Annotated in this window: 17 protein-coding genes and 1 pseudogene; 13 read left to right on the top strand and 5 right to left on the bottom strand. The window is 72.8% G+C overall.

All coding sequences use genetic code 11. The features are described 5' to 3' along the window. Nucleotides 1-10: 10 nt before the first annotated feature. The 10 genes and pseudogenes from ACFY6U_RS10905 to ACFY6U_RS10860 all read left to right on the top strand — a co-directional run. Entirely contained in the window at nucleotides 11-1,300 is a 1,290-nt protein-coding gene (locus ACFY6U_RS10905) for an ABC transporter substrate-binding protein (RefSeq protein WP_390036854.1), read from the top strand. A gap of 1 nt (nucleotide 1,301) precedes the next feature. Continuing rightward, nucleotides 1,302-2,237, top strand: coding sequence for a carbohydrate ABC transporter permease (locus tag ACFY6U_RS10900; protein ID WP_390036852.1), 936 nt, complete (start codon nucleotides 1,302-1,304; stop codon nucleotides 2,235-2,237). Continuing rightward, entirely contained in the window at nucleotides 2,237-3,085 is an 849-nt protein-coding gene (locus ACFY6U_RS10895; protein ID WP_390036850.1) for a carbohydrate ABC transporter permease, read from the top strand. The genes ACFY6U_RS10900 and ACFY6U_RS10895 overlap by 1 nt, the downstream gene beginning before the upstream one ends. Beyond that, on the top strand, nucleotides 3,082-5,136 hold the full coding sequence (locus tag ACFY6U_RS10890) for an alpha-galactosidase (protein WP_390036848.1): 2,055 nt from the start codon (nucleotides 3,082-3,084) through the stop codon (nucleotides 5,134-5,136). Before ACFY6U_RS10895 ends, ACFY6U_RS10890 begins: the two co-directional genes overlap by 4 nt. A 40-nt stretch (nucleotides 5,137-5,176) precedes the next feature. After that, complete coding sequence (locus ACFY6U_RS10885; RefSeq protein ID WP_390036846.1) at nucleotides 5,177-5,950, top strand: SDR family NAD(P)-dependent oxidoreductase; 774 nt, start codon at nucleotides 5,177-5,179, stop codon at nucleotides 5,948-5,950. Between the two features lie 52 nt (nucleotides 5,951-6,002). After that, complete coding sequence (locus ACFY6U_RS10880) at nucleotides 6,003-6,776, top strand: FadR/GntR family transcriptional regulator (RefSeq protein ID WP_390036844.1); 774 nt, start codon at nucleotides 6,003-6,005, stop codon at nucleotides 6,774-6,776. Then, complete coding sequence (gene dgoD / locus ACFY6U_RS10875; RefSeq protein ID WP_390036842.1) at nucleotides 6,773-7,918, top strand: galactonate dehydratase; 1,146 nt, start codon at nucleotides 6,773-6,775, stop codon at nucleotides 7,916-7,918. Before ACFY6U_RS10880 ends, dgoD begins: the two co-directional genes overlap by 4 nt. A 2-nt stretch (nucleotides 7,919-7,920) precedes the next feature. Then, the gene (locus ACFY6U_RS10870) at nucleotides 7,921-8,748 is read left to right on the top strand and encodes a hypothetical protein (RefSeq protein ID WP_390036840.1); all 828 of its coding nucleotides are present in this window, start codon (nucleotides 7,921-7,923) and stop codon (nucleotides 8,746-8,748) included. Nucleotides 8,749-8,768: 20 nt separating this feature from the next. Further along, nucleotides 8,769-9,404 carry a bifunctional 4-hydroxy-2-oxoglutarate aldolase/2-dehydro-3-deoxy-phosphogluconate aldolase gene (locus ACFY6U_RS10865; RefSeq protein WP_390036838.1) on the top strand — a complete coding sequence of 212 codons (636 nt, stop codon included), beginning with the start codon at nucleotides 8,769-8,771 and terminating at the stop codon, nucleotides 9,402-9,404. A 50-nt stretch (nucleotides 9,405-9,454) separates the two neighbouring features. Beyond that, nucleotides 9,455-10,364 (top strand): annotated as a pseudogene (locus ACFY6U_RS10860) (sugar kinase); the annotation flags it as partial. Between the two features lie 86 nt (nucleotides 10,365-10,450). Here the strand turns inward: ACFY6U_RS10860 and ACFY6U_RS10855 are convergent. Next, on the bottom strand, nucleotides 10,451-11,371 hold the full coding sequence (locus ACFY6U_RS10855) for an NADP-dependent oxidoreductase (RefSeq protein WP_390036836.1): 921 nt from the start codon (nucleotides 11,369-11,371) through the stop codon (nucleotides 10,451-10,453). 430 nt (nucleotides 11,372-11,801) lie between these two features. Between ACFY6U_RS10855 and ACFY6U_RS10850 the strand changes: the two genes are divergently transcribed. The 3 genes from ACFY6U_RS10850 (at nucleotide 11,802) to ACFY6U_RS10840 (ending at nucleotide 15,612) form a co-directional block, all read left to right on the top strand. Beyond that, nucleotides 11,802-13,619, top strand: a complete 1,818-nt coding sequence (locus tag ACFY6U_RS10850) for an ABC transporter ATP-binding protein (RefSeq protein ID WP_390036834.1) — start codon at nucleotides 11,802-11,804, stop codon at nucleotides 13,617-13,619. A 263-nt stretch (nucleotides 13,620-13,882) separates the two neighbouring features. Continuing rightward, nucleotides 13,883-14,551, top strand: coding sequence for an NUDIX domain-containing protein (locus ACFY6U_RS10845; RefSeq protein WP_390036832.1), 669 nt, complete (start codon nucleotides 13,883-13,885; stop codon nucleotides 14,549-14,551). Between the two features lie 74 nt (nucleotides 14,552-14,625). Beyond that, nucleotides 14,626-15,612, top strand: coding sequence for an aldo/keto reductase (locus ACFY6U_RS10840; protein ID WP_390036830.1), 987 nt, complete (start codon nucleotides 14,626-14,628; stop codon nucleotides 15,610-15,612). Here the strand turns inward: ACFY6U_RS10840 and ACFY6U_RS10835 are convergent. The 4 genes from ACFY6U_RS10835 to ACFY6U_RS10820 are packed head-to-tail and all read right to left on the bottom strand — an operon-like array spanning nucleotide 15,606 to nucleotide 20,825. Further along, complete coding sequence (locus ACFY6U_RS10835; RefSeq protein WP_390036828.1) at nucleotides 15,606-17,615, bottom strand: beta-galactosidase; 2,010 nt, start codon at nucleotides 17,613-17,615, stop codon at nucleotides 15,606-15,608. The genes ACFY6U_RS10840 and ACFY6U_RS10835 overlap by 7 nt on opposite strands. Next, complete coding sequence (locus ACFY6U_RS10830; RefSeq protein WP_390036826.1) at nucleotides 17,612-18,934, bottom strand: glycoside hydrolase family 36 protein; 1,323 nt, start codon at nucleotides 18,932-18,934, stop codon at nucleotides 17,612-17,614. The genes ACFY6U_RS10835 and ACFY6U_RS10830 overlap by 4 nt, the downstream gene beginning before the upstream one ends. Nucleotides 18,935-18,960: 26 nt before the next feature. Further along, on the bottom strand, nucleotides 18,961-19,848 hold the full coding sequence (locus ACFY6U_RS10825) for a carbohydrate ABC transporter permease (RefSeq protein ID WP_390036824.1): 888 nt from the start codon (nucleotides 19,846-19,848) through the stop codon (nucleotides 18,961-18,963). Continuing rightward, nucleotides 19,845-20,825, bottom strand: coding sequence for a sugar ABC transporter permease (locus tag ACFY6U_RS10820; RefSeq protein ID WP_351489155.1), 981 nt, complete (start codon nucleotides 20,823-20,825; stop codon nucleotides 19,845-19,847). The genes ACFY6U_RS10825 and ACFY6U_RS10820 overlap by 4 nt, the downstream gene beginning before the upstream one ends. Nucleotides 20,826-20,827 lie beyond the last annotated feature (2 nt).

Raw genomic sequence — 20,827 nt, 5'->3', positions numbered from 1 at the left:
GGAATCCACCATGGCCAACCCCCAGACCAGCAGACGGCGGTTCCTCGCCGGACTCGGCGCCACCGGTACCGCGGCGCTGCTCAGCGGCTGCGTCACCTCCACCTCCTCCGGCAAGGGCTCCTCGACAGGCGCGGTGACCCTCCAGTCCAACCTGTCCGCCCCGCAGGCCAAGACCGCCATGGAGGACCTGGTCGCGGCGTACGGCAAGAAGGGGTCCGGCAAGGCCGGCCTCAACACCATTGCCGCCGAGACCTTCCGCACCCAGCTGCCGACCTACCTCACCTCGGCCAACCCGCCGGACGTGTACACCTGGTACCCCGGCTCGGTGGCGGACGCCTATGCCAGGAAGAACCTGCTGCTCGACCTCGACGAGGCGTGGAGCTCCTCGCCCGACCTCAAGCGGTACACCAAGGCGCTGCACACGCTCTGCACCGCGAGCTCCGGCAAGAAGGTCTTCGTGCCCAACACCTACTACTGGTGGGGCATGTTCTACCGGAAGTCCCAGTTCGCCAAGTGGGGCGTGAGCGAGCCCACCAGCTGGGACGGCTTCCTCGACCTGTGCGACAAGCTCAAGAAGAAGGGCGTCGCCCCGATCGGGCTCGGCGCCGGCGGCAACACCCCCTGGGTGGCGTCGGCCTGGTTCGACTATCTCGACATCCGGATCAACGGCGCCCAGTACCACCGTGAACTCCTCGCCGGGAAGCACCGGTTCGACGACCCCGAGGTGCGCAAGATCTTCGGCCGCTGGCAGGAGGTGCTGCCGTACTTCGACCCGAACGGCACCGCCCTCGCCTTCCAGGACGCCACGACCGCCCTGCTGGGCGGCAAGACCGGCATGATGCTCATCGGTACCTTCTTCGCCGACTCGGCACCCAAGAGCGCCCTGGACGACATCGACTTCTTCCGCTTCCCCGTCATCGACTCCAAGGTCCCGCTCGCCGAGGAGGCGCCGGTCGACGGCTACTTCGCCAGCGCCCGCACCGGCCGCCGGGACCAGGTCATCGACCTGATGAAGTACCTCGCCACCGCCGAGGCCCAGGAGATCTACATCAAGGGCTCCTCCGGCACCGTCCTGCCCTGCAACCCGGACGCCAAGGACGCCGGGACCGCGCTGGTGAAGAAGGGCCGCGCGCACGTCGCGGAGGCCGCCGAGATCACCCAGTTCTTCAACCGGGACTCCAGCGACGCCCTCCAGCCCACCGCGGACACCGCCCTGACCAAGTTCCTGGCCAAGCCGAGGCAGATCGGCAGCATCCTGACCGACTGGCAGCGCGATGCCCAGAAGATCTGGAACGCCTGACGTGGCTGTGCTGACCGCCCCCGACCGGAAGTCCCCGGCCCGCCTGCCCGTCAGCGGCAGGCGGCCCCGGGGCCCCCGGCGCACCCCGCCGCTGGTCCTCGCCTTCGTCCTGGTCCCGCTGCTCGCCGAGGCCCTGTGGGTGTTCTGGCCCGCGCTCCAGGGCTTCTACCTCGCCCTCACCAAGTGGGACGGCGTGTCCCCGCCGCAGTTCGTCGGCCTGGACAACTTCCGGGAGATGGCCCACGACGACGTCTTCCGCAGCGCGCTCGGGCACACCGTCCTGTGGCTGGTTCTCTTCGGCGGCCTGTCCGCCGTACTGGGGCTCGCCGCCGCGCTGCTGCTCCAGCAGGAGCGGCGCGGGGTCGGCTTCTACCGGGCCGCCCTGTTCCTGCCGGTCGTCTTCTCACTGGTCGCCACCGCCCTTGTCTGGCAGGCGGTCTACCAGCCCGACGGCGTCCTGAACCGGGTGCTGGAAGGGGTGGGCCTCGGCAGCCTCCAGCACGCCTGGCTCGCCGACCAGGACACCGCCCTGTACGCGGTGATCGTGCCCGCGCTGTGGCGCCAGATCGGCTACGTGATGGTGCTCTACCTGGCCGGCCTCAAGGGCATCGACCCGGCGCTCCACGAGGCCGCCAAGGTCGACGGCGCGAGCGCCTGGCAGCGGTTCCGGCACGTCACGCTGCCCCAGCTGCGCAGCGTCAACGCGGTCGTCCTGTCGGTCATCGTCATCGACTCGCTGCGCTCCTTCGACGTCGTCTGGTCCCTCACCCGCGGCGGCCCCTACCACTCGTCCGAGCTGCTGAGCACCTACATGTACTCGACCGCCTTCCAGTCCCTGCGCCTCGGCTACGGCTCCGCCCTGGCCGTCGTCATCTTCGTCCTCGCCTTCGGGGTCATCGCCTCCTACCTCGTCCGTGCCTTCCGGGAGGCCGACTGATGTCCGCCGACTCCACGGCGCTGCGCCGCAGAAGAGCGGCCACCGCCGGATTCCACCTCGGCGCCGGCGCCCTGGCCGTCCTGTGGCTGCTGCCCATCGCCCTGGTCGTGGTGACCAGCCTGCGCTCCTTCGACGACATCGCCGCCCACGGCCTGGGCAGCCGGCCCCACTCCTTCACCCTGGGCAACTTCGGCCAGGCCTGGACCGACGGCGGCCAGCAGCGGGCCCTGATCAACAGCCTGCTCGTCACCATCCCCTGCGTCCTGGTCACCCTGGCCCTCGCCGCGATGGCCGCGTTCGCCCTCAGCCGCTACGAACTCCCCTTCCGCCGCTCCCTGTTGCTGCTCATGCTCGGCGGCAACCTGCTCCCGCCGCAGATCCTGCTCATCCCGGTGTCCAAGCTCAGCGAGGTGATGGGCGTCTACGACACCCTGCCCGCGCTCATCGGCGTGCAGATCGGCTTCGGCGTCGGCTTCTACGTCTTCGTCCTGCACGGGTTCATGCGGTCGATCCCGGTGGAGATCCAGCAGGCGGCCGTCGTGGACGGCGCCGGACCCTGGCAGATCTTCTGGCGGATCATCCTCCCGCTGACCCGCCCCGCCCTGGCCGCCCTCAGCGCGCTGTCCTTCACCTGGGTCTTCAACGACCTGCTCTGGGCGATCACCGTCCTGCGCAGTGACACCAAGATGCCGATCACCGCCGCCCTCATCGGACTCCAGGGCCAGTACGTGTCGATGTGGAACGTGATCGCGGCCGGGTCCGTGATCGCCGCCGCCCCCACGGTCGCCGTCTTCCTGCGCTTCCAGCGGCACTTCGTGGCCGGCCTCAACCTGGGAGCGGTGAAGTGACCAACGACCGCTGGACCTTGCGTACGGAGCACACCAGCTACACCGTCCGCCTCTCACCGGACGGCCCCTGGGCGGAGCTGGACGCCTGGGGACCGCTGGGGGTCGAGGACGGCCCGTCCGCCCTGGACTGGTCCCACCGCACCCACTTCATCACGCCCGCCGACGCGGCCCCGGCCGAGTATCTGCCCTACGGGCTGCGGCCGTTCACGGGCTCCGAACTGGTGGCGGGTGAAGGCCGTTACGTGTGGTGGGAGTTCGACGGGGCGGAGGAGACGGAAGGGTCTCTTCGGCTCGCCTTCGCGGACGAGCTGATCGGCCTGCGCACCGTCCTCTGCTACCGGACCGTCCCCGGCACCGACGTGATCCTCCGCTGGGCCGAGTTCACCGCCACGGCCGAACTCCGCCTGGAACGGCTCGACTCGGCCGCCGTCACCGTCCCCGTCAGGGGCGCGGCCCGGCTGACGTATCTCTCCGGCCAGTGGTCGCAGGAGTTCCAGCACACCCGGCTCGACCTCACCAGGGGCACGTTCGGTATCGGCAGCACGCAGGGTGCGCCCGGCCACGCGTACGCGCCCTGGCTCGCCGTGCAGGACGGGGACGCCACCTACGGCGTCGCCCTCGAATGGCCCGGCAACTGGCACATCACGGCGGAGGCCGAGCCGGGCGGTGCCGTACGGGTCCGCGCCGGGCGGGTCCCGCACGAGGGCGCCGTACTCCTGGCCGCGGGCGAAACCCTTGCCACCCCCCGCCTCGCCTGTGCCTTCAGCCCGGACGGCCTCGACGGTCTGTCCCGGGTCTGGCACCGCTACGAGCGCCGCCTCGCCGGCGACCGGCTGCACCGCACCCGCAAGGTCCTCTACAACTCCTGGGAGGCCACCGGCTTCGACGTCGACGCCGTCGGCCAGCTGGAGCTGGCGAAGGCGGCCGCGGACATCGGGGCCGAGCTGTTCGTCGTCGACGACGGCTGGTTCACCGGCCGCGCCGACGACACCGGCGGCCTCGGCGACTGGTACCCGGACCCGGCGGCGTTCCCGCAGGGCTTCGGCCGGTTCGTCGACGAAGTCCGCGCGCTCGGCCTGGACTTCGGCCTGTGGGTGGAGCCGGAGGCGGTCAGTCCCGGCAGCCGCCTGTACGCCGAACACCCCGAGTGGGTCTACCGCATCGACGGCCGCCCGGCCCGGCTCGTCCGCCACCAGCTGCTCCTCGACCTGGGCCGGACCGACGTCCAGGACTTCGTCATCGGCACCCTCGACCGGCTGCTCGGCGCCTACGGCATCGGCTACCTGAAGTGGGACATGAACCGCCCGCCCACCGAACGCGGCCGCCCCGGCACCGGATCCGCCGCCCCGGCCGACCTGGACGCCGAGCACGTCGCCGGATACCTGCGGGTCCTCGACCACCTGCGCGCCGCCCACCCCGACGTCACCGTCGAGGGCTGCGCCGGCGGCGGCGGACGGATCGAGCACGCCACCCTCGCCCGTACCGACGTCGTCTGGCCCAGCGACAACACCGCGCCGATGGACCGGCTGCGCATCCAGCACGGCTTCCTGCACGCCCACGCGCCCCACGTCATGAGCTCCTGGGTCACCGACGCCCCCGGCCTCTTCGACCCGCGCCCGCGCAGCCTCGCCTTCCGCTTCGTCAACGCCATGTGCGGAGTCCTCGGGATCGGCGCCGACCTGCGCGCCTGGACCCCGGAGCAACGGGCCGAGGCCACCCGGTGGACCGCCCGCTACAAGGAGGTGCGGGACGTCGTCCACCACGGCGAGGCCCGGCTGCTCGGGACGCCGGACGACCCGACCTGCGGCGTGCAGTACGACGCCGGTGACCGGACCGTCGTCGCCGCGCTCTCCACCGGCCGCCTCGACGGCGCGCCGCTGCTGCCCGGCCGCCCCGACCGGCTCCGGCTGCGCGGCCTGGACCCGGCGGCGCGCTACCGGGACACGGCCACCGGAACGTCGTACAGCGGTGCCCATCTGCTCCACCACGGCCTGCCGTTCGCGTGGAGTGCCGAGCACGATGCCGACCTGGTGGTGCTGAGCCGCCGGTAGGACGCATATGTTTCCAGCAGCTCACCCTCTAAGGAGCCCGATGGACCAGTCCGTACGACGGTACGGTGCCCGCTTCACCGGCCGCACCGCCGTGGTGACCGGCGCCGCCTCCGGCATCGGAGCCGCCACCGCCGCACGCCTCGCCGCAGAGGGCGCCGCCGTCGTGCTCGCCGACATCGCCGACGAACGCGGCCAGGCGGTGGTGGACGGGATCGAGAAGGACGGCGGCCAGGCCCGGTACGTGCACGCGGACGTCGCCGCCGAGGACGACTGGGCGCGGATCGTCACCGCCGCCCACGCCTTCGGCCCCGTCGACGTGCTCGTCGCCAACGCCTACACCGTCGAGGTCGTGCCGGCCCACGAGATGTCCCTGCCGTCCTGGCAGCGACAGCTCGCCGTCAACCTCACCGGCGGCTTCCTCGGCGTCCGCGCGGTCCTGCCCGACCTGCGCGCCCGCCACGGGGCCGTCGTCCTCACCTCGTCGGTGCACGCCCGTGCCGGCATCCCCGGCCACCCCGCCTACGCCGCGGCCAAGGGCGGCCTGCTGTCCCTGTGCGGGCAGCTCGCCGTCGAGTACGGGCCCGAGGTGCGCGTCAACGCGGTGCTCCCCGGGCCGATCCTCACCGCGGCCTGGGACCGGGTGGAGCCCGCGGAACGGGAACGCAGCGTCGCAGGAACGGCCGCCCGCCGCTTCGGCACCCCCGAGGAGGTGGCCGCCGCCATCGCGTTCCTCAGCGCCGACGAGGCCTCCTACATCACCGGGGCCAGTCTCGTCGTGGACGGCGGCTGGAGCGTGGTGAAGGCTTCCGCATGATGCCCTTGGACCAGAACGCGGACCCCAGCGTGGAAGAGAAAGGCTGTACGACATGACGCGTTACGCCCGCCGCGGTGTGCACGGCCAGACCGTGGAGGCCCTGGCACGCCGCATCCTGGGCGGCGAGATCCCGGAAGGGGCCACGCTGGACCTGGTGGCGCTGCAGAGCGAGCTCGACGTCAGCCTCACCGCACTGCGCGAGTCCCTCAAGGTGCTCGCCGCCAAGGGTATGGTCGACGCCCGCCAGAAACGCGGCACCTTCGTACGGGCCCGCGCGGACTGGAACCTGCTCGACGCCGACGTGCTGCGCTGGCAGTTCGAGGGCGGCGGGACGACCGGCGCGGAACGGTCGCTGCTGCGCAACCTCGCCGAGGTGCGCGCCATCATCGAGCCGGCCGCCGTCCGGCTCGCCGCCGAGCGCCGCACCGAGGCCGACCTGCTGTTGCTGGAGACGGCCGTGGAGGCGATGGGCCGGGAGGAGGCGGACCCGGGCCACGCCGTCGACGCCGACCTCGCCTTCCACCGGGCCCTGCTCGCCGCCACCCACAACGAACTGCTCGAACGCATGGAGATGGTGATCGAGTCGGGCCTCGCCCACCGCGACCGGATCGTGCACAGCTCCCCGCACAGCGAGGACCCCGTCCCCGCCCACCGCGCCGTCCTGGACGCCGTACGCGACCGCGACCCGCAGGCGGCCGAGACGGCCATGCGTGCCCTGCTCGACCAGGCGGGCCGCGACCTGGCACGGCTCGACAGCCCCGAGGAAACGACCGGTTCGCACGAGGCGGCCGGGTCCGACGACACGGAAGGCAGCGGCGGCCGGTGAAGATCGAGCGGATAGAGACCTTCCTCGTCCCGCCGCGCTGGCTGTTCTGCCGCGTCGAGACCGACGACGGAGTGGTCGGCTGGGGCGAACCCGTCGTCGAGGGGCGCGCCGAGGTCGTCCGCGCGGCCGTCGACGTCCTCGCCGAGTACCTGGTGGGGCAGGACCCGCTGCGCATCCAGGACCACTGGCAGGTGCTCACCAAGGGCGGCTTCTACCGCGGCGGCCCGGTGCTGTCGAGCGCCGTCGCGGGCCTCGACCAGGCCCTGTGGGACATCGCCGGCAAGACCTACGGCGCACCCGTGCACGCCCTGCTGGGCGGTCCGGTGCGCGACCGGGTGCGGGTCTACGCCTGGGTCGGCGGCGACGAACCCGCCCAGCTGACCGAGCAGATAGCCGCGCAGGTGGCGGCGGGTTTCACCGCGGTGAAGATGAACGCCGCCGGGGCCACCTCGCCGGTGGCGACGGCCGCGGAGACGGCGGCCGTGGTCGCCCGGGTGAGCGCCGCCCGCGCCGCCCTCGGCCCGGACCGGGACGTCGCCGTCGACTTCCACGGCCGCTTCACCGCCGCGAGCGCCCGCCGCGTCCTCACCGAACTCGCCCCGCTGCACCCGCTGTTCGTGGAGGAGCCCGTCGTCCCCGAGCAGGGCCACCTGCTGCCCGGCCTGGTCACCGCGAGCCCGGTGCCGCTGGCCACTGGCGAACGCCTGTACTCGCGCGCGGAGTTCCTGCCCGTCCTCGCCGCCGGCATCGCGGTCGCCCAGCCGGACCTCTCCCACGCCGGCGGCATCTCCGAGGTGCACCGCATCGCCTCGCTCGCCGAGACCTACGGCGCCCAGCTCGCCCCGCACTGCCCGCTCGGCCCCATCGCCCTCGCCGCCAGTCTCCAAGTCGCCTTCGCCACCCCGAACTTCCTCATCCAGGAGCAGAGCCGGGGCATCCACTACAACAAGGACGCCGACCTCCTCTCCTACCTCGTCGACCCCGAACCCTTCCGCTTCGTGGACGGGCACGCGCACCGCGGTGACGCCCCCGGGCTCGGCATCACCCTCGACGAGGCGGCCGTCCGCGCGGCCGACCGCACCGGGCACCGGTGGCGCAACCCGGTGTGGCGGCACGCCGACGGCTCCTTCGCGGAGTGGTGACCATGCCACTGCCCCTCGCCGTCGTGACCGACCTCGCGCACGGCGGCCGCTGGACCTCGCTGCGCCACGGCGGCCGGGAATGGCTGTGGCGGCGCGAGAACCCCGAACGCGATGGTGCCGCACCGGGCGACACGTTCGTGGACGCGGGAGGACTGGAGGAGTGCGTCCCGACCGTGCGCGGCACCCCCGACCACGGGGACGTCTGGTCCCGGCCCTGGACGCGCGCCGAGGACGGCGTCGGGGAGACCGTCCGCTGCGACCGCTTCGCCCTGACGCGCACGCTGCGCGGTACGGACGACGGTGTGGAGGCGGCCTATGTGCTCACGGCCGAGCCCGGTTTCCGCTTCCTCTGGGCCGCCCACGCGCTGCTGGACCTCTCCGCGGAGGCCGTCGTGCGGGCCCGGGAGGGGGCGCCCACCCGGCTGTTCCCGGAGGCGGCGCCCCTGCTGGCCCGCCCCTGGCCGGACGGCGCCCCCTGGGTGCAGGGTGACTGGCCGGCACCCCGGGGGCTGCGGCTCGACCGCTTCGGGCCGGACGACGGAACGGCGGTCGGGGCCGTGGTGGAGGGCGGCCGGTGCTGTGTGCACGACGGCGCGGACCGGCTCGCCCTGGCCGTCGAGGCGGAGGGGCAGCCGCTGTCCGTCGCCCTGTGGCGCAACCTCGGCGGCTTCCCCGCCGGCCGGCCCTACCGCAGTACCGGCGTCGAGCCGATGCTCGGCCGCGTCTTCGACCTCGCCGACGCGGGCCCGGACGACGCCGCCCGCGTCCCCGCCTCGGGCGAGGTCCGCTGGCGGCTCACCGTGACCGCCGACTGCCGCTGCCCCCACTGACCATGGAAGGAGCCCCGCTCGTGGATCTGCGAGCCGCCCTCGCCGCCCGTCGCCTGCTCGCCATCGTGCGCGGCGGCGACCCGGACGCCGCCCTGCGCACCGTGCTGACCCTGGCCGAGGAGGGCATCGAACTGATCGAGGTGTCGCTGAGCGGCACGGACGCGCTGACCGTCCTCACCCGGGCCCGCAAGGAGCTGGGGCCCGGCCGTCCGCTGGGCGCCGGCACGGTGCTGACCGCCGCCGACGCGCACGCCGCCCACCGCGCGGGCGCCACGTTCGCCGTCACCCCCGGCCTCGGTGCCGGTGCCGACACCGCGCGGCAGCTCGGCATGCCGGTCCTGGCGGGTGTGCTGACCCCCACCGACGTGATCGCGGCGCAGGCCCGGGACGCGGCCGCCCTGAAGCTCTTCCCGGCCGCCGAGGCCGGGGGAGCGGCGTATCTGAAGGCGCTGCGCGGGCCGTTCCCCGACGCGGCGTTCGTCCCGGTCGGCGGCGTCGACGTGCCGGCCGCGCGGGCCTACCTGGCCGCCGGGGCCATCGCGGTCGGCGTCGGCTCCCCCCTCGTCGGGGACGCGGCGGACGGCGGCAGCATCACCGCCCTGCGCGACCGGGCCCGCGTGTTCCGGGCCGCCGTGCGGGAGGAGGGGCCCGCGTGACGGCCGCCTGGCGTCCGGCCCCGGGACCGGTCGTCTGCCTCGGCGAGACCATGGCCGCCCTCGCCCCCGACCCGCCCCGGCCACTGGCGGACGCCGGCCAACTGCGGCTGTCCGTCGCGGGAGCCGAGTCGAACGTGGCCATGTACCTCGCGGACCACGGCGTCCCGGCCCGCTGGCTCTCGGCCGTCGGCGACGACCCGCTGGGCCGCCGGGTGCGCGCCGCGGTCGCCGCCGCCGGGGTCGACGTGACGCACGTGCGCACCGACTCGCACCGGCCCACCGGCCTCCTCCTCAAGAACCCGGGCCCGGCCGGAACCCGCGTCCACTACTACCGCAGCGGCTCGGCGGCCTCGGCCCTCGGCCCCGGCCTGCTCGACGGCGAACCCCTGGGCTCGGCCGCCCTCCTGCACCTCACCGGCATCACCCCCGCCCTCTCCGCCTCCTGCCGCGCCCTGGTGACCCGGGCCCTCGACCCGCCCGCCGCCGAACGGCCGTACGCCGTCAGCTTCGACGTCAACCACCGTGCCGCGCTGTGGCCGGAGGGCACCGCCCCGACGGTGCTGCGCGCCCTCGCCGACCGCGCCGACATCGTCTTCGTGGGCCTGGACGAGGCCCAGGAGCTGTGGGGCGGCGACCTGACCGTCGCCGGTCTGCGGGACCTGCTGCCCGGGCCGCGGATCGTCGTCGTCAAGGACGGCGCCCGGGCCGCGACCGCCCTGACCGCGAACGGCGCCTGTACGGTGCCCGCGCTGCGGACGGCCGTGGTGGAACCGGTCGGGGCGGGCGACGCGTTCGCGGCGGGCTTCCTGGCCGGGCTGCTGCGCGCGGAGCCGCTGCCCCGTGCCCTCCGGCTCGGGCACCTCACCGCCGTCTCGGCGCTCAAGGTGACGGGGGATCACGGACCTCTGCCCGAGGCGGCGGACATCGCCCGGCTGCTGGAACTCCCGGACCGGGACTGGCGGCGGGAGGGCTCCGAGACCGTTCGAAGCCAGCCGGTCGAGGCGACGGACCAGCGAGGCGCCGGGCCGCCCTCCTACCGGCGGCCCTCAGTCCTCCGTCACCCGGATGATCGTCCGGCCGGGTGTGCGCTTCTCCGGGGTGAATGCGGCGATCGCCTCGGCCAGGGGCCGGACCGCCCCGACGACCGGCCTGAGGCGCCCGTCCCGCAGCCGTGCGGCGAGGTCGGTGAGGCGTGCGCGGTCGGGTTCGACGACGAAGAAGACCGCCCGCCCGTCCGTGGGGTGGACGGTGACCGGACGGGCGATGGTGACCAGCGTGCCGCCGGGGCGCACCAGTGCCGTGGAGCGGTCGAGGATCTCGCCGCCGATCACGTCGAACACCACGTCGACCTCGCCGATGTCCTCCAGCCGCTCGGCCTGGAGGTCCACGAAGGCGGTCACCCCCAGGTCGAGGGCGAGGTCGCGGTCGGCCGCCCGCCCGGTGCCGATCACCCGCGCGCCCGCCTCACGGGCCAGCTGCACGGCGACGGAGCCGACGCCGCCCGCGGCACCGTGGACCAGCACGGTCTGCCCGGTGGTCAGGCGGCCGTGGTCGAAGAGGCCCTGCCAGGCGGTGAGCCCGGAGACCGGCAGGGCGGCGGCCGTGACGTGGTCGACGTCGGCCGGGAGCGGGGCGAGGTTGCGGGCCTCGACGGCGGTGTACTCGGCGAGCGTGCCGTCGCGGGCCCAGTCGGCGAGCCCGAACACCCGCTGGCCGACACTCAGTCCGGTGGTGCCGTAGCCCAGCCCGGTGACCACGCCGGACAGCTCGTGGCCGGGCACGCTCGGCGTGCGGTCGCGGCCGGCCCGGTCGGTCCAGGTGGCGGGCCAGGTCAGCTCGCCGGGCGTGAACCCGGCGGCGTGCACGCGCACGATCACGTCGTTCTCCGCGGCGTGCGGGTGCGGCAGCTCGGTGAGGGCGAGGCCGCCGACCCCGGCGTCCCGGTCCCTGACGGTGACTGCTTGCATGAGGGGTTCCTCGGGGAGGGGCATGAAGGGTTCCTCGCAGAGAAGTGGGGGAGTCGCGGTGACGAGCGGGCACCGCCCGTCGTGACCCATCTCAGCGCCCCGCGTCGGGCCCTGCCACCGCGGACGGCGGCGGACCGGGGGGAGCCCGCGGGCTCCCGCGTCGTCACGCCCTCGACCCTACGACGCAACCGGCCCGCAACCCTGGGCCATTTCCCTTCCCATCGAGCGGGCCACTTCGCGGGGCCCGGGTCGCCGCTGCCGGGCAGTGCCGTCGGTCATGTGTTCGCTCCGTAGTCGCCGACGAAAAAACACGTGGACCGGGCGACCGTCGTCGCGGGACACTTCCCTTTCCTGACCTGCCGATTCCAGGCCGCCGCGGACCATGCGGCGGCCGGCTCGGCATGCCGCGCGACGACTACACAGGGTTGAGATGACATCCTCTGTCGATTTACCTGCGACGGGACCGCGCAAGGGCGCGGTGCTGCTCGCGCTTCGCTACTACGGACGGGAGCTGGCCCGGCTCAGGTGGCTCACGCTGCCCGGGATGCTGCTGCCGGCGCTCGGCAACATCGGAATCAACTACCTGGCCCCGCTGGTCGTGGCCAAGCTGATCGGCCGGATCGCCGACGGCCACGGCCTGGCCCTGCGCGCCGCACTGCCGTACGTCCTCGGCTTCGCCGGTGTCCTGCTGCTGGCGGAGGCGTTCTGGCGGGTCGGTCTGCACTGTCTGAACCGTCTGGACGCCCTCGGCATCGAGCACCTGTACGTCATCGGCATGGACGAACTGTTCGCGAAGGACGCCGCGTTCTTCCACGACAACTTCGCGGGTTCCCTCACCAAGCGGGTGCTGAGCTTCGCCACCCGGTTCGAGGAGTTCGGCGACACGCTGACCTTCAACATCGTCGGCAGCTTCGTGCCGCTGGCGTTCGGATCGGTGGTGCTGTGGCGGTACGAGCCGCTGCTCGTCGTCGCGCTCCTCGCGATGATCGCGGTGACGGCGGTGTGCGTGTTCCCGCTGATCCGCCGCCGCCAGCGGCTGGTCGACCAGCGCGAGGAGGCGATCGCGCGGGTGTCGGGGCACGTCGCCGACAGTCTGATGAACATGGACACCGTCCGGGCGTTCGCCGCCGAGAAGCGGGAGGCCGCCGAACACCGGTCGCGGGTCGCCGAGTCGAGGCGGCGCACCCTGCGCTCCTGGGACTACGGCAACCTGCGCATCGACACGTTCGTCGCGCCGATGTCCGTGGCGACCAACGCGGTGGGCCTGCTGCTCGCGGTGACGCTGGCGGGCGGCGGGCACAGCGTGGAGGCGGTCGTGGTCGCCTTCACCTACTTCACCAACGCGACCCGGATCATGTTCGAGTTCAACCAGATCTACCGGCGCATGGAGAGCTCGATGACGGAGGCGGCCCAGTTCACCGAACTGCTTCTCGAACCGCCGACCGTCATCGACCCCCCGGCCCCGGAGCCGCTCGCGCCCCGGGCCGCCGACGTCCGCTTCGAGAAGGTCTCCTTCACCCACGCGGGCGCCAAACCGCTGTTCGAGGGGCTGGAGCTGGACGTGCCCAGCGGGTCGAAGTTCGGGTTCGTCGGGCGGTCGGGCGGCGGCAAGACCACGCTGACCCGGCTGCTGCTGCGCATGACCGACATCGACGCCGGCCGGATCATGATCGGTGGCCAGGACATCAGCCGGCTGCGCCAGGCCGACCTGCGCAGCCAGATCGCCTACGTCCCGCAGGACCCGGCGATGTTCCACCGCACCCTGCGGGACAACATCGCCTTCGCCCGGCCGGACGCCACCGACGCCGAGATCCGGCTGGCCGCCGAGGCCGCGCACGTCACGGAGTTCGCCGACGCGCTGCCGGACGGGTTCGACACGATGGTGGGGGAGCGCGGCGTCAAGCTCTCCGGCGGCCAGCGCCAGCGGGTCGCGCTGGCCCGGGCGATCCTGCGGGACGCCCCGATCCTGCTCCTGGACGAGGCGACCAGCGCGCTGGACTCCGAGAGCGAGATCCTCGTCCAGGAGGCGCTGTGGCGGCTCATGGAGGGCCGCACGGCGCTGGTGGTGGCGCACCGCCTGAGCACGGTCGCCTCCATGGACCGGCTGGTGGTCCTGGACCGCGGCCGGATCGTCGAGCAGGGCACGCACCGCGAACTGCTCGCCGCGGAGGGCGCGTACGCCAAGCTGTGGCAGCACCAGTCGGGTGGGTTCCTCGATGAGGGGCCGCGGCCTGCCGAAGTGCACTAGGCGCTTCGCTGGGGGAGCCGGGGGCGCGTTGTCGGTTGGGTGCGGCGCCGTCGTGGCTGGTCGCGCAGTTCCCGCCGTCGCCGGCGCGTCACCGCCCCCTCCGCGGGGACGGGGGCGCCGTCGGCCTCCGTCGACGGCCGCCCGCCTCCCCCAGCCTTCGGCTGGGGGTACCCCCAGCGCCCCGAAGGGGCGCTGTTGCTGGCGGGTGGTAGACAGGTGACCATGAGTCACCTGAACGCCCTCACCCGCCCGGACGGTCTGTGATGACCGCCGGGATCGACACCCCCGACCGCCGGGGCCGTACCGGACTCGACCGCACCGGTCTGGAGCTGACCGGCAACCCGCGCGTGAAGGTCCGGGAGGTGAAACTCCTGTCCAGCCACTGGTACGTCGAGCGGGCCACCACCTTCGACCTCCAGCACGCCGACGGCACCTGGCACACCGAGGAACGCGAGACCCACGACCGGGGCAACGGCGCCACGCTCCTCCTCTACGACGCCGGGCGCGAAACGGTCCTGCTCACCCGCCAGTTCCGCTTCCCGGTGTACGTCAACGGCCACCCCGACGGCATGCTGGTCGAGACCCCGGCGGGGCTCCTGGACGACGAGGCCGAGCACCCCGAGGACGCGGTCCGCCGGGAGGTCGTCGAGGAGACCGGCCACACCGTCGGCGAGGTCGAGCACGTCTTCGACGTCTACATGAGCCCGGGCTCGGTCACCGAACGGATCTCCTTCTACGCGGCCGCCTACGGCCCCTCGACCCGCACCCACGAGGGCGGTGGCCTGGACGAGGAGGGCGAGGACATCGAGATCCTCGAACTCCCCTTCCGGCGCGCCCTGGAGATGATCCGGACGGGCGAGATCGCCGACGCCAAGACGATCATGCTGCTGCAGTGGGCGGCCCTGGACGGACCGTTCGCCCGGCACCCTTGACTTCAAGCGCACTTCAAGCCGAAGACTCGCCTCCGTGCACCCGAACCCCCGGGTGCGCGGACGGAGGAGACGGCATGAAGTACCGCACCATCGGCACCGACCCGGGCACCCGCCGTGAGGTGAGCGTCCTCGCGCTCGGCGCCATGCTGTTCGGGTCCCGGACCGACGAGCAGACCTCCTTCGCCGTCCTCGACCGCTATGTCGAGGCCGGCGGCAACTTCATCGACACGTCCGACAACTACGCCTTCTGGGAGGACGGGAGCCAGGGCGGCCAGAGCGAGGAACTGCTCGGCCGCTGGCGGCGCAGCCGCGGGATCGGCGACGAGGTCGTCATCGCCACCAAGCTCGGCGCCCGCCCCCTCGCCCCCGGCACCGGCTACACCGACCATCCGGAGGGCCTGTCCGCGAAGGTGATCCGGGAGTCGGCCGAACGCAGCCGCGAACGCCTCGGCGTCGAGAGGCTCGACCTGCTGTACGCCCACATAGAGGACCCGGCCGTCCCGCTCCGCGAGACCGTCGAGGGGTTCGCCGCGCTCGTCGCGGAGGGCACCGTCGGCCTGCTCGGCGCCAGCAACCACGCCGTCTGGCGGCTGGAACGCGCCCGCGCCCTCGCCGCCGCGGAGGGCTTGCCCGGCTACGAGGTGCTCCAGTACCAGCACAGCTACCTGCGCCCGCGCACCGACGTCCCGGACGACCTGTTCCCGGACGGCAGCCTCGGCGGCACGGACGCCCAGCTCCGCAGCTATCTGCGCGCGGAGCCGGACCTCACCCTGGTCGCCTACTCACCGCTCCTCAAGGGCGCCTACACCCAGCGGGGCAGGACACTCCCCGCCGATCACGACCACCCCGGCACCCCGGCCCGCCTCGCCGCACTGGACGAGGTGGCCCGGGAGACCGGGGCGACCCGCAACCAGGTGGTGCTGGCCTGGCTGCTGGGCGGGTCGCTGCCGGTGGTCCCGCTGGCCGGGGTGTCGTCCGTGGCCCAGCTGGAGGAGAACCTCGCCGCCGTGGACCTGGAGCTGACGCCCGGCCAGCGCGCCCGCCTGGACGCGGCTCACTGACCGCGCGGCTCCCGTACGACGGCGACCTCGCCCGGCGCCACGGCGACCGTGCCGTCGGCGGGCTTGCCGGACAGCAGCTCCACCGACCCGGCCGCGACCGGGACCTCGGCGCCCTCGCCGGTGTGGTCGATCACGAAGACGTAGTCCGCGTCCGCACCGCGCCGCACGGTGACCTCCACACCGGCCGGGGCGGTGCGGCCCGCGGGCACGCCCGCCTCGGCGCGGATCCGGCCGAGCAGCCCCGCCAGGGTGTCCGCGTCCGGCAGCGTCGCGACGTACCACGCGGTGCCCGCGCCGTAGCCGTGCCGGGTCACCGCCGGCACCCCGGCCAGCGGTCCGTCGGCGTACGAGGTCACCGCCGCCGCGCCCGCGAGCCGCACCCGCTCGGACCAGAGCGAGCCCGTGCCGCCCTCGCCGAGCGTCACCCGCTCCTCGGGCAGCAGCGGGAACAGTTCGTCCGTGTACACGCCGAGCAGCTCCCGGAAGGCGCCCGGGTAACCACCCAGCCGGACATGGCAGTTCTCGTCCACCGCACCGCTGTGGAAGCCGACGGCCAGGGTGCCGCCGCCCTCCGCGAAGGCGGTCAGGTTCGCCGCGCCCGCGTCGTCCACCAGGTACAGGCTCGGGGCCAGCACCACCTTGTACGCCGACAGGTCCGCGTCCGGCCGGACGAAGTCCACCGCCACGCCGGCCCGCCACAGCGGCTCGTACCAGGCGCGGACGACGTCCAGGTAGCGCAGCTTCTCGCTCGGCTGCGAGGGCAGCTCCACGGCCCACCGGGCGTCCCAGTCCCAGACGACGGCCAGCTCGGCCGTGCCGGTGCTGCCGCGGACCTCGGAGATTGCCCGGAGGTCGGCGCCGAGCCGGACGACGTCCCGCCAGATCTGGCTGTCGGTCCCGGCGTGCGGCAGCATCGCCGAGTGCCACTGCTCGGCACCCGCCTTCGCCGCCCGCCACTGGAAGTAGCAGACGCCGTCCGCGCCGTGCGCCACGTGCGCGAGCGCGTTGCGCCGCAACTCACCCGCGGTCTTGGCCCGGTTGACGGGCTGCCAGTTGACCGCGCCCGTCGAGTGCTCCATCAGCAGCCACGGCCCGCCCGCCAGCGAGCGCATCAGGTCGCCGCTCAGCGCGACGTCGATCTGCGACTCCGGGTCGGCCGACATCAGGTAGTGGTCGTTGGCCACCACGTCCAGCTCCGGGGCCCAGCGCCAGTAGTCGAGGGCGTCGAAGTTGTACATCACCATGAAGTTGGTGGTGGCGGGGATCGTTGGGGCCGCCTCCCGCAGGACGTCCCGCTCCGCCTTGTACAGCGACAGCAGTTCGTCCGAGCAGAACCGCCGCCAGTCCAGCTGGTGCGTCGGGTTGGGGACGGCGCCGGTCGCGCGGGGCGGCAGGATCTCGTCCCAGTCGTAGTACCACTGGCTCCAGAAGGTGGTGCCCCAGGCGTCGTTGAGGGCGGCCAGGTCGTCGGCGTACTTCGCCCGCAGCCAGCGGCGGAAGGACTCCGCGCTGGTGTCGCAGTAGCAGGCCGCGTTGTGGCAGCCGTACTCGTTGTGGACGTGCCACATCCGGACGGCCGGGTGGCTCGCGTACCGGTCGGCGAGCGCGCCCGCGATCCTGAGCGCGGCCTCGCGGTAGGCGGGGCTGCTCGGGCAGAAGGTCTGGCGGCTGCCGTACGACAGGGTGCGGCCGTCGTGGTCCACCGGGAGCGCCTCGGGGTGGGCGCGGAAGAACCAGGCCGGCGGGGCGGCCGTCGGGGTGGCGAGGTCGGCGGCGATGCCGTTCTCGTGCAGCAGGTCGAGGATCCGGTCCATGCGCGAGAAGTCGTAGACGCCCTCGGACGGCTCCATGAGCGCCCACGAGAAGATGCCGACGCTGACCATGTTCACGCCCGCCTCGCGCATCAGGCGGACGTCCTCGTCCCACACCTCCTCGGGCCACTGCTCGGGGTTGTAGTCGCCGCCGTAGGCGATGCCCGGGACGGAGAGGGTGCGGTCGTTCATCGGGTGACTCCGGTGGCTCCGGTGAGAAGGCGGCGGGTGGTCTCCACGCCCCACTGGTCGAGGGAGAGCAGCCGGTCGCTGGAGGCGACCAGGCCGCCGACGGCCTCCACGTGCGCCGCCCAGCGCGCACGGGTCTCCACGGCGGGGCGGGCCATCAGGCAGTCGGGGTCGTTGACCCAGAGGCGGCCGTGCTGCCAGTGGCGGCCGACGCCGGTGAACTCGGCCGGATCCTGGCCCGGCTGGCTGAAGTCGTCGGCTTCGGGCCGCCGGTGCGGAGCCGTGTCCGGGCTCACCCGCATCGCGTCGAACAGGCCGATCGAGGGCAGCATCGGCGCGCCGCAGCCGAGCAGGTAGGCGTCCGCGCCGATCGCCTCCCGGATCAGGCCGATGCCCAGCCGGTACGCCGTGAGCGCGTCCGCGCCCGAGTGCCGTACGCCGTCCATCGCGCCCGCGTAGAGGAAGTCGACCTTGAAGTAGTCGTAGCCCTCCGCGCGCAGCGTCGCGAAGACGTCGGTCAGGTAGGCCGCGGCGGCCGGGTGGGTGGTGTCCAGGACGTACAGGTCGTGGCCCCAGTTGCGGCCCGCGTGCAGCGGGTTGCCGTCGGGGTCGCGGACCAGCCAGTCCGGGTACGTCTCGGCGAGCGCGCTCGCCGGGTCGACCAGGAAGGGCGCCGTCCAGATGCCCGCCCGGCGGCCGCGGGCGCGGATGGCGTCCGCGATGCCCCGCCGTGAGCGGAAGCGGCCGGAGAGGGTCAGCCAGTCGCCCAGGGCGCTCTGGTAGCCGTCGTCGATCTGTACCACGTCGATCGGCAGGTCGAGGGTGTCCATCGCCCGCAGGTTCTCGTGGATGTCGTCCTCGGTGACGGCCGTGAAGTACTCGTACCAGGAGCACCAGACGGTGGGCGCCGGGCGGGGGGCGGCCACGGCCAGGGCGCCGGCCCAGTCGGCCAGCACGGACCGGATGTCCGGGCCGGTCCACTCCTTGACCGGGCCGTCGGCCTCGACCTCCGCGACCCCGGCCGCGACGGTCAGCCGGACCGACGGAACCTCGTGCAGCGGGTCGGCCGCCGCCCAGAGCCGGACCGGGGAGCCGTCGCCCGGGTCGACCGCCAGCAGGCCCTCGCCCTGGAAGGCCCCGGCGGGCACCCTGCGGCCCGGCCGGTAACACACGGTCGCCCAGTTGGCGTTCGTCGGGCGGTACGGGGCCGTGCCGAGGGCGTAGGAGCCACTGGGCGACCAGGACTGCCAGCCCTCCTCGTGGACACGGGCGGTGCGCGTGTCCACGGGCACGGAGGCGACCGGGGTGAACGGGTTGTGCACGAGGTTCTCTTTCGGACGGGGCCGGATCAGCCCTTGGCGGAGCCCAGGGTCAGACCGCTGACGAACTGCTTCTGCAGCGCGAAGTACACGACCAGCGTCGGGATCGCGGTGAGCAGGGACCCGGCGGCGACCAGGTTCGGGTCGGTGAAGTACTGGCCGGAGAGGTTGTTCAGCGCCGAGGTGATCGGCATGTTCTCACCGGTCGAGATCAGCACCAGCGCCCAGAAGAAGTCGTTGTAGATCCAGATCGACAGCAGGGTCGCCAGGGCCGCCATCGCGGGCCGGCACAGCGGCAGGGTGATCTGCCAGTACAGCCGCCACACCGACGCGCCGTCCACCAGCGCCGCCTCGGTCAGTTCGTGCGGCAGCGAGCGCATGTAGTTCGACAGCACGAACGCGCAGAACCCGGACTGGAACGCCACGTGGATCAGGACCAGGCCGAGCGCCGAGTCGTACAGCTTGCCGCTCGCGGTGATGCCCGGCAGGTTCGTCAGCAGGTACATCCGGTACAGCGGGGTGATGATGACCTGCTGCGGCAGCAGGTTGCCGGCCGTGAAGACCAGCAGCAGGAACAGGTTGACCCGGAAGTCGAAGCGGGCGACGTAGAACGCGACCATCGACGACAGGAACAGCGTGAGCAGCACGGCCGGGACCGCGATGACCAGCGTGTTCGTGAAGTAGTGGGTCATGTCCGACTGCGTGAACGCGTTCTTGAAGTTGTCGAAGTTCAGCGTGTGCGGCCAGGACACGTAGCCGCGGTCGCTGGTCTCGCTGTACGGGCGCATGGCGGAGAAGATCGCCCACAGCAGCGGGGCGAGCCACGCCAGGGCCGTCAGGGCCAGGAACGTGTGCAGCAGGACGCGGGCCGGACGGATCGGGGTGCGCTGCTTGGCCAGCGCGCTCACGGTGCTCATGCGCGCCGCTCCTTCCGGAAGGTCGCGATCAGGTAGGGAATGATCACGATCAGGGAGATGAACAGCAGCACCACCGCGATCGCCGAGCCGTAACCGATGCGGCTGGACTCGCCGATGATGTTGTTGGTCACCAGGATGGAGAGCAACTCGGTGCCCTGGGCGCCCTTGTTGAAGACGAAGACCAGGTCGAAGGCGCGCAGCGCCTCGATGATGGTCACGACCAGGACGATGGTGTTGGTCGGCCGCAGCGTCGGGAAGATGACGCTCTTGAACGTCTGCCACTCGTTCGCGCCGTCGAGGGCCGAGGCCTCCCGCAGCGACGGGTCGACGCTCTTGAGGCCGGCCAGGTACAGGATCATCATGTAGCCGGTGTGCCGCCAGGACGCGGCGACCAGGACCGCCCACAGGTTGAGGTTCGGGTCACCGATCCAGTCGATGTAGTGGCCCGGCTTGTTGGCGCCGATGATGCTGTTGATCAGGCCCGTGTCCGGGTTGTAGATCAGCTGCCAGACGAACCCGATGCAGGCCAGGGAGATGACGACCGGGAGGAAGAACGCCGTCTGGTAGACCCGGCTGAACCTGATCTTCTTGTCCAGCTGCACGGCCAGGAACAGGCCGAACGGCGTCGGGATCAGGATGAGGACGACGAACCAGATGACGTTGTGCTGGACGGCCGGCCAGAACTGCGGGTTGTCGGTGAAGAGCTGATGGAAGTTGTCGAACCCGACCCACTTGATGGAGTCGAAGCCGATGCCGTCCCAGGAGGTGAAGGCCAGGAGGATCGAGGCCAGGGCGGTCACCCAGACCAGGAGTACGTGGAGGATCGTCGGCACGCCCGCCATGAAGGCGAGGGTGATCCGGTCACGGCGGGTCAGCAGGCGCTTGTGGCCCTGCTGAACCCGCTTCTTCTCGGACGCGCGCCCAGGAGGCGGCACGGCGGCCGCCTCCTGGGACTTCGTGGGGGTGTCAGTCGACATTC

Source organism: Streptomyces sp. NPDC013157, from assembly GCF_042899865.1.
In the GTDB taxonomy this organism is placed as follows: Bacteria; Actinomycetota; Actinomycetes; order Streptomycetales; family Streptomycetaceae; genus Streptomyces.
This window is presented reverse-complemented; position numbering and strand designations above follow the sequence as displayed.